Genomic DNA, 10,657 nt, shown 5'->3' on the forward strand with positions numbered 1-10,657 from the left:
CGTCGTGCCGGTGGGCCGCCGCGCGGACGCCCTCGGCGCCGGTGGCCCCCTCCGCGACGACGCGCCCGCCCTCGACCAGCGGCACCTGCAGCGGGCGGGCCCCCGGCACCGGGGCGGCGACCCCGTCGGCGTCTTCGACCACGAGCACCTCCGCGCTCGCCACCCCGGAGGAGAGCTCGCGCCACGCGCGCTTCGCCCCGGCGACGCCCTGCTTGTGCTGGCTCGCCTTCGCCACGCCCTGGAGGCGCCCGTCGCGGCCCTCGCGGGCGACCATCTTGTAGACGAGACCGGCCGTCGGCTGGCCGCTGCCGGTGACCAGGCTCGTGCCGACGCCGTAGCTGTCGACCGGCGCGGCGGCGAGGGCGGCGATGGCGTGCTCGTCGAGGTCGCTCGTCACGGTGATCTTCGTCCGGGTCGCGCCGAGCCCGTCGAGGCGGCGGCGGACGTCGTGGGCCAGCTCGGCGAGGTCGCCCGAGTCGAGCCGGACGGCGCCGAGCCCCGGGCCGGCGAGGGCCACCGCGCGCTCGACGGCGGCGGCGACGTCGTACGTGTCCACGAGCAGCGTCGTCGACGGGCCGAGGGCGGCCACCTGGGCGGCGAAGGCGGCGTCCTCGTCGTCGTGCAGCAGCGTGAAGGCGTGCGCCGACGTGCCGATGGTCGGCAGGCCGTAGCGGCGGCCCGCCGCGAGGTTCGACGTGCCGGAGAAGCCCGCGACCGCCGCCGCCCGGGCGGCCGCCACGGCCGCCTCCTCGTGCGTGCGCCGGGAGCCCATCTCCAGGCAGGGGCGGCCGTCGGCGGCGGCCGTCATGCGCGAGGCCGCCGACGCGACGGCGCTGTCGTGGTTGAGCACGGACAGGACGAGGGTCTCGAGGACGACCGCCTCCGCGAAGGTGCCCCGCACCGTCAGCAGGGGGGAGCCGGGCAGGTAGACCTCGCCCTCGGGGTAGCCCTCGACGTCGCCGCGGAAGCGCCACGACGCCAGGTGCTCGACCGTCCGGGCGTCGACGACCCCCTCGCGCTCGAGCCAGGCGAGGTCGTCGTCGGAGAAGCGCAGGTCGGGCAGCACCTCGAGCAGGCGCCCGGTGCCCGCCACGACGCCGTAGCGGCGCCCGTGGGGCAGCCGGCGGGCGAAGACCTCGAAGACGCACCTCCGGTGAGCGGTGCCGTCGGCCAGCGCGGCCTGCAGCATCGTCAGCTCGTAGCGGTCGGTCAGCAGCGCCGAGGTGCCCACGCGGGCGACCGTAGCCCCCCGACCCGCCGTCCTAGGGTGGCCCCGTGAGCGCGACCACCAGGCCGGCACCGGCGCCCGCCGCCCGCCCGCCGTCGTCCCGGGGCGTCCTCGGCGCGTCAGCGGTGGTGGCGACGGCGGCGCCCGCCGAGGCCGAGGAGGTCGTCGCCGCCGAGGCGCCGAGCACCGAGCGGCCCTGGGTGACCATCGTGTGGAACGACCCGGTCAACCTCATGTCCTACGTGACCTACGTGTTCCAGAGCTACTTCGGCTACTCGCGCGCCAAGGCCGAGCGCCTCATGCGCGACGTCCACGACGAGGGCCGCGCGGTCGTGTCGTCGGGCTCGCTGGAGGAGATGGAGCGCGACGTCGAGGCGATGCACGGCTTCGGGCTCTGGGCGACCTTCTCGCACGACAGCTGACCCTCCTCGGACACTCCGAGGAGGACGAAGGAGGACCCGTGGCCCGCCGCTTCCGCCGCACCCGCAAGGGCATCACCGCGGGCTTCGAGCCCCAGGAGGCCGAGCTCGTCGCCGGCCTCCTCGAGGACGTGGCGCGGCTGCTCGACGGCGCCGCCGGAGAGACCGGGGCCGAGGCCGCGCGTGACGGAGAGGACCCCCTGGACGCCCTGGCCCGCCAGCTCGACGCGGCACCCGCCGACGCCCCCGAGGACCCGGCGCTCGCCCGCCTCCTGCCGGCCGCCAGCCGGGACGACGACGAGGCCGCCGCGGAGTTCCGCCGCTTCACGCAGGAGGGGCTGGCCGACCGCAAGCGCGCCGCGCTGCTGACGACGGCCGCCACGCTGCGACGCCCGGCGCCGCTCCTGCTCACCGACGACGAGGCGCGGGCCTGGGTGACCGCCCTCACCGACCTGCGGCTCGTGCTCGCCCAGCGCCTCGGCCTGGAGACCGACGACGACGCCGCGCTCGTCGCGCTGCGGGCCGCCGAGGCCGACGAGGACGACCCGACGTCGTGGACGGCGAGCATCTACGACTTCCTCACCTGGCTGCAGGAGGGCCTGGCCGAGGTGCTGCTGCGCGACCTGCCGGCCGCCGGAGGACCGCCCCGGCGCTGACGGCCGCCCGGCGTCACCCGCGGGCAACCGGCCGTCGTCCGCCCCGGCGCCCCGGCGCGGCCCGGGCGCGACGTCGGCGGCCCGGCCTACCCTGCCCCCGTGGCGGACGACCCGATCGGCATCTTCGACTCCGGGTTCGGCGGCCTCACGGTCGCCCGGGCCGTGCTCGACCAGCTGCCCGACGAGCCCGTGCTCTACGTCGGCGACACCGCGCGCCAGCCGTACGGCCCGCGGCGGATCGCCGAGGTGCGGCAGTACGCCCTGGAGTGCCTCGACGAGATGGTCGACCGCGGGGTCAAGCTCCTCGTCATCGCCTGCAACTCGGCCAGCGCCGCCGTGCTCCACGACGCGCGGGAGCGCTACGACGTCCCCGTCGTCGAGGTCATCCGCCCGGCCGTGCGCCGGGCGTCCGCGGTCACGCGGTCGGGCCGCGTCGGCGTCATCTGCACGCAGGCGACGGCGACCTCGCGCGCCTACGAGGACGCCTTCGCCGCGGCGCCCCTCCTGCAGGTGACGACCCGGGCCGTGCCGCGCTTCGTCGAGTTCGTCGAGGCGGGCGTCACCACCGGGCCCGAGCTCATGGCCGAGGCCCGGCGCGCGCTCGCGCCCCTGCAGGAGGCGGGCGTCGACGTCCTCGTCCTCGGGTGCACCCACTACCCGCTGCTCACCGGCGTCCTGTCGCTCGTCATGGGCCCCGCCGTCAGCCTCGTCAGCAGCGCCGAGGAGACGGCCCAGGAGGTCTACCGCGCGCTCGTCGAGAACGGCCTCGAGCGGCCCCCGGGGAGCCCGTCGCCGGAGCACCGCTTCCTCACCACCGGGGACCCGGACGCCTTCACCGCCCTGGCCCGGCGCTTCCTCGGCCCCGAGGTGGCCCTCGCGGAGAGCGCCGGGCTCCTCACCACCGGCGCGGACCGGTGAGGGCGTGAGCGGCGCCCCCCCGTGCGCCTGACGGTCGTCGGCTGCTCCGGCTCCCTGCCCGGGCCCGGCGGCGCCGCCTCCTGCTACCTCCTCGAGGCGGACGACGGGCCGGGGCGCCGGTGGCGGGTGCTCCTCGACCTGGGGAGCGGGGCCCTCGGCCCGCTGCAGCGCCTCGTGGACCTCCACGCGCTCGACGCCGTCCTGCTCTCCCACCTCCACGCCGACCACTGCCTCGACCTCTGCGGGCTGCACGTCGCGCGCACCTACGACCCGGCGCTGCGCGAGCGCCCCGCCGGGCGCCCCGAGCCGCTGCCGGTGCTCGGGCCCGCGGGCACGGCCGAGCACCTCGCGGCCGCCTACGGCCCCGGGTCCGCCCCGGAGCTGGCCGCCAGCTTCGCCGTCCGCGCGTGGCGGGCGCGGACGCCCCTCGCCCTCGGCCCGTGGGACGTGCTCGTCGACCGGGTCGACCACCCGGTCGAGGCCTACGGGATCCGCCTGCGCGAGCGCGCCACCGGCGCCGTCCTCACGTACACGGGGGACACCGACGCCTGCCCCGCCGTGGTCGACCTCGCCCGTGACGCCGACCTGCTCCTCGCCGAGGCCGCCTTCCACGAGGGCCGCGACGCCCAGCGCGGCGTCCACCTCACGGGGCGACGGGCCGCCGAGGTGGCGCGCGACGCCGGGGCGCGGTCCCTGCTGCTCACGCACCTGCCGCCCTGGAACGACCCCGCGCGCACCCTCGGGGAGGCCGGCGGGGCCGGCTACACCGGCCCGGTGGCGCTCGCGACCCCCGGGCTCGTCGTCGACGTGGGACATCCGCCCCGGCGGTGAGCGGCGGGCCGGGCACGCGGAGAGGCCGCCGGGGAGGTCGGCCCCCGCGCGCAGGGCCCTGCGTACTGTCTGGACCCATGACGAGCCCCACCGGCCAGCCCGCCCGCCACGACGGCCGCGCGCCCGACGCGCTGCGCCCCGTCCGCCTCACCCGGCGCTGGCAGCAGGCCGGTGAGGGCAGCGTCCTCGTCGAGTTCGGCCAGACCCGGGTGCTGTGCACGGCCTCCCTCACCGAGGGCGTGCCCCGCTGGCGCAAGGGCTCCGGGCAGGGCTGGGTGACCGCGGAGTACGCCATGCTCCCGCGGGCCACGAACAGCCGCAGCGACCGGGAGTCGGTGCGCGGCAAGGTCGGTGGGCGCACGCACGAGATCTCCCGGCTCGTCGGCCGGGCGCTGCGCGCGGTCGTCGACACGAGGGCGCTGGGGGAGAACACCCTCGTCCTCGACTGCGACGTCCTCCAGGCCGACGGCGGCACCCGCACCGCGGCCGTCACGGGCGCCTGGACGGCGCTGGCCGAGGCCGTCCAGTGGGCCCGCGGCGAGGGCCTGGTGAAGCGGGACCCGCTGCGCGGCAGCGTCTCCGCCGTGAGCGTCGGCGTCAGCGACGGCCACCCCGTGCTCGACCTCGACTACGTCGAGGACTCCGCCGCCGACACGGACATGAACGTCGTCGCCACGGGCGACGGGCGGTTCGTCGAGGTCCAGGGCACCGCCGAGGGAGCGCCGTTCGACCGGGCCGAGCTCGACGCCCTGCTCGAGCTGGCCCTCGGCGGGTGCGCCACCCTCGCGCGCCTCCAGCAGGCGGCGCTCGCGGCGGCGCCGGGCACCACGGTCACGGCCGCCGACCTCGACGGCGGGGCCGCGGGCGGCGCGGCGTGACCCCGGTGCGGGCGGTGCTGGCCACGCGCAACGCCCACAAGGTCGAGGAGATCGCGGTGCTCCTCGCGGGCCCGCTGCCCGCGCTCGAGCTGCTGCCCCTCGACGGGCCCGGGCTGCCGGCCGTCCCCGACGTCGTCGAGAGCGGCACCACCTTCGCCGCCAACGCGCTGCTCAAGGCCCGCGCCGCGTGCGCGGCCACCGGGCTGCCCGCGCTGGCCGACGACTCCGGCCTCTGCGTCGACGTCCTCGGGGGCGCGCCGGGCGTCTTCAGCGCCCGCTGGGCCGGCCGCCACGGCGACGACGCGGCCAACCTCGCCCTCCTCCTCGCCCAGCTGGCCGACGTCCCCGACGCCGAGCGCGGCGCGGCGTTCGTCTGCGCGGCCGCGCTCGTGCTCCCGGGCGGGGGCGAGGTCGTCCACCACGGGCGGCTCGGGGGCGTCCTCGCGCGGGCGCCGCGGGGGGCGGGCGGCTTCGGCTACGACCCGGCCGTGGTGCCCGAGGGGGAGACGCGCACGCTGGGGGAGATGAGCGCGCAGGAGAAGAACGCCGTCTCCCACCGCGCCCGGGCCTTCGGCGTCCTGGCGCAGGAGATGCCCGCGCTGCTGGGCTGACGAGGCGCCCGGGTGGCATCCGACCGGGCGGCGGGGCCGAACATGGGACATGACCACCAGCGCCCCTCCCCAGCCCGTCCCCCGGCCCGGTGACGCCGGCCGCCGGCCCCGACGCCGCGGGACCACGGCCCTCGCGGCGCTGGCGGGCCTGCTCGCGGCGGCGCTGACGCTCGGCGTGGCCGAGGTCGTCGCGGCGGTGGTCGCTCCCTCGGCGGCCCCCGTCCTCGCGGTGGGGGACGCCTTCGTCGACCTCACGCCCGGGTGGCTCAAGGACTTCGCCATCTCCACGTTCGGCACCAACGACAAGCTGGCCCTGCTCGTCGGCATCGGCCTCGTGCTCGTCGTCCTCGCCTCGCTCGCCGGCGTGCTCGGGCGCCGCCGGCGCGTCCTCGGCGACGTCCTGGTCATCGCCCTCGGCGTCGTCGGCGCCGTGGCGGCGGCCAGCCGCCCGGACGCGGTGACCCTCTCACCGCTGCCCAGCCTCGTCGGCGCGGTCGGCGGCCTCCTCGCGCTGCACTGGCTCCTCGACCGCCTGCCGCGCCGGGGTGCGGCCCAGGACGACGGGACCTCGCGACGGGGGTTCCTCGTCGCCGCCGGCGCGACGGGGGGGCTCGCCGTCCTGTCGTTCGTCGGCGGCCGCGCCCTCGGGGCGGCGAGCCGCGGCGTCGCCTCCGTGCGCTCGGCCCTGCGCCTGCCCGCCCCGGCCGTGACCGCTCCGCCGGTGCCGGAGGGCGTGGACGTCGGGGTGGACGGCGTCGTCCCGTGGCAGACCCCCAACCCGGACTTCTACCGCATCGACACCGCGCTGACGGTGCCGCGCGTGGACCCCTCGACGTGGACGCTGCGCGTGCACGGCATGGTCGAGGAGGAGGTCGAGATCGACTTCGCGGAGCTGCTCGACTCGGAGCTGCTCGAGACCTGGGTCACGCTCACGTGCGTCTCGAACGAGGTCGGCGGCGACCTCATCAGCAACGCCCGCTGGCTGGGCCTGCCGGTCCGCGAGCTGCTGGCGCGCGCCCGTCCGACCGCGGACGCGGACATGGTGCTCTCGACGAGCGTCGACGGCTGGACGGCGTCCACGCCGCTCGAGGCGCTCGTCGACGACGACGTGGACGCGATCCTCGCGGTCGCCATGAACGGCGAGCCGCTGCCCACGGAGCACGGCTTCCCCGTCCGCATGGTCGTCCCCGGCCTCTACGGCTTCGTCTCGGCGACCAAGTGGGTCGTGGACCTCGAGGTCACCCGCTACGACCGGGCGACGGCGTACTGGACCGACCGCGGCTGGGCCGAGCGAGGGCCGATCAAGACGCAGAGCCGCATCGAGGTGCCGGAGCCGCTCTCGCGCCGGCCGGTCGGGCAGGCCGTGGCCGCCGGGACGGCGTGGGCGCAGGGCCGCGGCGTCGCGCGCGTCGAGCTGCGGCTCGACGACGGGGAGTGGCAGGAGGCCGAGCTCGCCGCCGCCTACAACGACCAGACGTGGGTGCAGTGGCGCTTCCCCTACGACCTGCCCGAGGGGTCGCACACCCTGACCGTCCGGGCGACGGACGAGACGGGCGCGACCCAGGTGCAGGAGCGGGTGCCACCCATCCCGGACGGCGCATCCGGCTGGCACTCGATCACCGTGACCGGCACGTCCGACGACTGACCCGGTCGGGTGGGCGCAGGCGGCGCGGGCCCTCTCGAGATGCGCGGAGACCCGTTGTGCCGCACAGTGCCCCGCCTCCGCCGCGCGCGTCACGAGCGGGTCACGATGCGGCGCAGGCCAATCCGCCGGCGGCCCGGTGACCGAAGACCCCACGACAGCACCACGGACGACCACCGAGAGAAGGACCTCCCATGAAGCGCTCCACCAGCCTCGTCGCCGCCGGCGCCGCCGCCTTCGTCCTCACGCTCTCCGCCTGCGGCGGCGAGGAGCCCGCGGGCGGCACGGCCGACACCACGCCCGACTCGTCCATGGAGTCGCCGATGGCCAGCCCGACCGAGGACATGGGCGAGGACATGGCGACCCCCACCGACGAGATGACCGGGGGCACGGACATGGCCTCGATGCTCGTCGGCCCGGGCTGCGCGGACTACGCCGAGGCCAACCCCGACGGCGCCGGCTCCGTCGACGGCATGGCCCAGGACCCGGTGGCCACGGCGGCGAGCAACAACCCGCTGCTGACCCAGCTCACGGCGGCCGTCTCCGGCCAGCTCAACCCCGACGTGGACCTCGTCGACAGCCTCAACGGCGCCGAGGACATCACCGTCTTCGCGCCGGTCGACGAGGCCTTCGCGGCCCTCGACCAGGCCACGCTCGACACGCTCAGCTCGCCCGAGGGCGCGCAGACCCTCACCGACGTGCTCACCTACCACGTCGTCACGACGCCCGTGGACCCGCAGTCGCCCGACGGCGACTACGACACCCTCCTCGGCGAGCAGCTGTCCGTCAGCGGCAGCGGCGACGAGATCATGGTCAACGCCGACAGCGACAACCCGGCGTCGGTCGTCTGCGGCGGGGTCCAGACCGCCAACGCGACCGTCTACCTCATCGACGCGGTCCTCATGCCGCCGGCGATGTGATCTGACCCGTCAGCACCACCCGCACGACGAGCACGGCACGACCGGCACCGTCGAGCAGCAGGAGGCGCCGCCCCTCGGGGCGGCGCCTCCTGCTGCGCTCGGTGCGGACGGCGGGGGTCGAACCCGCACACCCCTCCCGGGGCACGAGGACCTAAACCTCGCGTGTCTGCCAGTTCCACCACGTCCGCCCGCCCTGCCCCCGCGCCTGTAGCACGGCAGGGCACGGGCGGAGGAGCGGCGGCGAGCCTACGGCGTCAGGCGTCCACGCCGAGGGCCCGTCGCAGGCGCGCCACGTGGTCCTTGGCCTTCACGCCGTACGAGGCGTGGACGACCCTGCCGTCGGGCCCGACGACGACGGTCGAGCGGATGACGCCGAGGGACAGGCGCCCGTAGGTCGACTTCTCGCCCCAGGCGCCGTAGGCCTCGAGGACGGCGTGGTCGACGTCGGAGGCCAGCGGGAAGGTCAGGCCCTCCTTCTCGGCGAAGCGGACCAGCCGCTCCGGCGCGTCGGGGGAGACGCCGACGACGTCGAAGCCCGCCCCGCGCAGCTCCTCGAGGCTGTCGCGGAAGTCGACGGCCTGCGTCGTGCAGCCCGGCGTCATGGCGGAGGGGTAGAAGTACACGACGACGGACCGGCCGGCGTAGGAGGCCAGGGACACCTCGCCGCCACCGGCCGTCGGCAGCGTGAACGCGGGGGCGACGTCGCCCTCCTGCAGGCGCCGCCCCGTCGAGGTCGTCGTGGGGGCGGGGGTCGTCGCCGAGACCGGCGGGGGAGTGGGGCCGGGGGCCGCGTCGGCGGGCTCCGCGCCCGTGGTGGGCTCGCTCATGGGGCGGAGGCTAGCCAGCGCCGGTGACGTCGCGGTCCGCGCGCCCGTCGCGCACCTCTCGTCCTGACCTGCCGCTCGCGGGTCCCCGCGATAGCGTCGCCGCCGAGATCTGCACGGCGCCCGCGGTGCCGCGCGCCACCGCACGCACCGATGCCAGCACCCCTCCAGGAGGACCCATGAGCACGCCCACCGGGCAGGCCCAGCAGCAGGGGCAGCGCACCGCGCCGCTGCCCTCCGACCCGGCGGAGCTGGAGAAGCTCAGCCGGGCCCAGCAGAACCAGCTCGCCTCGAGCGTCGCCGCGCTCAAGGACCGCGTGGCGCCCAAGAACGTCGCCCAGCGCACGGTGGCGGACGTCAAGGAGAAGGCCCGGGGCGCTGTCCTCACCCCCGAGGGCCAGCCCCGCACCGAGCGCATCGCCGCCATCGGCGCGGGTGTCGCCGGCCTCGTCGCGCTGCTCGCCCTGCGCGGCGCGCGCCGGCGCAAGCGCCGCGGCCGCCGCGAGGTCGAGAAGGCCGCCGAGCGGGGCCGCAAGCGCTCCTGAGCGCCGCCACCGCGTCACGGCTCCCTCGCGCCAGCACCGTGAGCCCCGCCACCCCTCCGGGCGGCGGGGCTCACGCACGTCCGGAGCCCGCGCGGCTCGGGGGAGGGCGGGTGCCGTCGACGGACGCCGGTAGCGTCGTGGGGTGAACCCAGCGGACACCCCAGCGCACAGCACCACCGAGCGCACGCCTGCGGCGCCCGCCCCGGGCCGTCCCGGTCCGGGCGAGCTCGGGCTGCGGATGCTGCACGACCGCGTGCTCGTCTCGACGGCTGAGGCCGGCGGGGAGCGGCGGTCGAGCGCCGGCATCGTCATCCCCGCCACGGCGGCCGTCGGCAAGCGGCTCACGTGGGCCGTCGTCATGGCGGTGGGCCAGCACGTCCGCCAGGTGCGCCTGGGCGACCGCGTCCTGTTCGACCCCGAGGCCCGCGGCGAGGTCGAGCTGGGCGGGCGCGAGTACCTCCTGCTGCGCGAGCGCGACCTCCACGCCGTCGCCGAGGCCGGGTCCGAGCAGGGCCGGACGGGGCTGTACCTCTGAGCGCCGCGCCCGCCCCGCCACCGGTGGCGCCGCCCGCGGCGCCGCGGAGGAACGCCCGCTACACGCCCGTGGAGGCCGACGGCCCGCTGCCGTGGCACATGGTCGCCGCGGTCCCGCGGATCCGCGCCGACCCCCTGGCCTTCCTCGCGTCGGTGCAGGCGCGCTGGGGCGACCTCGTCGCCTTCCCGATGCCGCGGCTGCCCGTCGTCCTCGTCAGCTCGCCCGCGGCGGCCCGACGCGTGCTCGTCGACAACCACCGCGGCTGGTCGAAGAGGACGGCCCAGTACGGCGCGCTGTCCGCCGTCACCGGCTCGGGCCTGCTCACGAGCGACGGCGAGGTGTGGCGCGAGCGGCGCCGCACCGCCCAGCCCGCCTTCCACCCCGGCGGGCTCACCGCCGTGGCCGAGCAGTCGGTGGCCGCCGCCGCGCGGATGCGCGCCACGTGGCCGGCCGGAGGGGGCGTCGTCGACGTCGACGCCGGGGCCCTGCAGGCGACGCTGGAGGTCGTGGGGCGCACCCTGTTCGGCGCCGACGTCGCCGAGGACGGCGAGCGCCTCGTCCGCGCGGTGCTCGAGGCGCTCAAGGTCGTCGTCGGCCGGGTGCGGACGCCGCTGGCCGGCTGGCTGCCCACGCCGGCGCGCCGCAGGCTC

At 77.2% G+C, this 10,657-nt stretch carries 13 protein-coding genes and 1 tRNA gene; 11 read left to right on the plus strand and 3 right to left on the minus strand.

The window, feature by feature from the left end:
- The coding region (locus HLB09_RS08410) for a nicotinate phosphoribosyltransferase (protein ID WP_212770776.1) at positions 1-1,189 on the minus strand (1,189 nt) is incomplete at its 3' end.
- Between the two features lie 164 nt (positions 1,190-1,353).
- Here HLB09_RS08410 and clpS point away from each other — a divergent pair.
- The 8 genes from clpS (at position 1,354) to HLB09_RS08450 (ending at position 8,103) form a co-directional block, all read left to right on the plus strand.
- Entirely contained in the window at positions 1,354-1,650 is a 297-nt protein-coding gene (clpS, locus tag HLB09_RS19920) for an ATP-dependent Clp protease adapter ClpS (protein WP_409372986.1), read from the plus strand.
- Positions 1,651-1,688: 38 nt separating this feature from the next.
- On the plus strand, positions 1,689-2,303 hold the full coding sequence (locus HLB09_RS08420) for a DUF2017 domain-containing protein (protein WP_171202947.1): 615 nt from the start codon (positions 1,689-1,691) through the stop codon (positions 2,301-2,303).
- A gap of 99 nt (positions 2,304-2,402) precedes the next feature.
- Positions 2,403-3,221 carry a glutamate racemase gene (murI, locus tag HLB09_RS08425; RefSeq protein ID WP_171202948.1) on the plus strand — a complete coding sequence of 273 codons (819 nt, stop codon included), beginning with the start codon at positions 2,403-2,405 and terminating at the stop codon, positions 3,219-3,221.
- A 21-nt stretch (positions 3,222-3,242) separates the two neighbouring features.
- Complete coding sequence (locus tag HLB09_RS08430) at positions 3,243-4,052, plus strand: MBL fold metallo-hydrolase (protein WP_171202949.1); 810 nt, start codon at positions 3,243-3,245, stop codon at positions 4,050-4,052.
- Positions 4,053-4,129: 77 nt separating this feature from the next.
- A complete protein-coding gene (rph, locus tag HLB09_RS08435) occupies positions 4,130-4,930 on the plus strand; it encodes a ribonuclease PH (RefSeq protein WP_171202950.1) in 801 nt (266 codons plus the stop codon).
- Between the two features lie 5 nt (positions 4,931-4,935).
- A complete protein-coding gene (gene rdgB, locus HLB09_RS08440; RefSeq protein ID WP_409372987.1) occupies positions 4,936-5,541 on the plus strand; it encodes an RdgB/HAM1 family non-canonical purine NTP pyrophosphatase in 606 nt (201 codons plus the stop codon).
- A 49-nt stretch (positions 5,542-5,590) separates the two neighbouring features.
- Positions 5,591-7,186 carry a molybdopterin-dependent oxidoreductase gene (locus tag HLB09_RS08445; protein WP_171202952.1) on the plus strand — a complete coding sequence of 532 codons (1,596 nt, stop codon included), beginning with the start codon at positions 5,591-5,593 and terminating at the stop codon, positions 7,184-7,186.
- 191 nt (positions 7,187-7,377) lie between these two features.
- Positions 7,378-8,103: a fasciclin domain-containing protein gene (locus HLB09_RS08450; RefSeq protein WP_171202953.1), complete on the plus strand. Its 726-nt coding sequence runs from the start codon at positions 7,378-7,380 to the stop codon at positions 8,101-8,103.
- Between the two features lie 102 nt (positions 8,104-8,205).
- On the opposite strand, the gene HLB09_RS08455 is transcribed toward HLB09_RS08450, so the two are convergent.
- Positions 8,206-8,291 (minus strand) — tRNA-Leu (locus tag HLB09_RS08455).
- A 66-nt stretch (positions 8,292-8,357) separates the two neighbouring features.
- On the minus strand, positions 8,358-8,930 hold the full coding sequence (gene bcp / locus HLB09_RS08460; protein WP_171202954.1) for a thioredoxin-dependent thiol peroxidase: 573 nt from the start codon (positions 8,928-8,930) through the stop codon (positions 8,358-8,360).
- A 176-nt stretch (positions 8,931-9,106) separates the two neighbouring features.
- Between bcp and HLB09_RS08465 the strand changes: the two genes are divergently transcribed.
- The 3 genes from HLB09_RS08465 to HLB09_RS08475 form a co-directional block, all read left to right on the plus strand.
- Entirely contained in the window at positions 9,107-9,472 is a 366-nt protein-coding gene (locus tag HLB09_RS08465; protein ID WP_171202955.1) for a DUF3618 domain-containing protein, read from the plus strand.
- 238 nt (positions 9,473-9,710) lie between these two features.
- Positions 9,711-10,007 (plus strand): GroES family chaperonin, encoded by a 297-nt coding sequence (locus tag HLB09_RS08470; RefSeq protein ID WP_171202957.1) that lies wholly within the window; start codon positions 9,711-9,713, stop codon positions 10,005-10,007.
- Between the two features lie 23 nt (positions 10,008-10,030).
- A partial coding sequence (locus HLB09_RS08475) for a cytochrome P450 (protein WP_171202956.1) occupies positions 10,031-10,657 on the plus strand: 627 nt, incomplete at its 3' end.

This window comes from Pseudokineococcus marinus (genome assembly GCF_013004605.1).
GTDB lineage: Bacteria > Actinomycetota > Actinomycetes > Actinomycetales > Quadrisphaeraceae > Pseudokineococcus > Pseudokineococcus marinus.

Coding starts and splice junctions, on each gene's coding strand:
- HLB09_RS08450 (WP_171202953.1), top strand. CDS start 7,378: ATGAAGCGCTCCACCAGCCTCGTCGCCGCCGGCGCCGCCGCCTTCGTC.
- rph (WP_171202950.1), top strand. CDS start 4,130: ATGACGAGCCCCACCGGCCAGCCCGCCCGCCACGACGGCCGCGCGCCC.
- bcp (WP_171202954.1), bottom strand. CDS start 8,930: ATGAGCGAGCCCACCACGGGCGCGGAGCCCGCCGACGCGGCCCCCGGC.
- HLB09_RS08445 (WP_171202952.1), top strand. CDS start 5,591: ATGACCACCAGCGCCCCTCCCCAGCCCGTCCCCCGGCCCGGTGACGCC.
- HLB09_RS08470 (WP_171202957.1), top strand. CDS start 9,711: ATGCTGCACGACCGCGTGCTCGTCTCGACGGCTGAGGCCGGCGGGGAG.
- HLB09_RS08465 (WP_171202955.1), top strand. CDS start 9,107: ATGAGCACGCCCACCGGGCAGGCCCAGCAGCAGGGGCAGCGCACCGCG.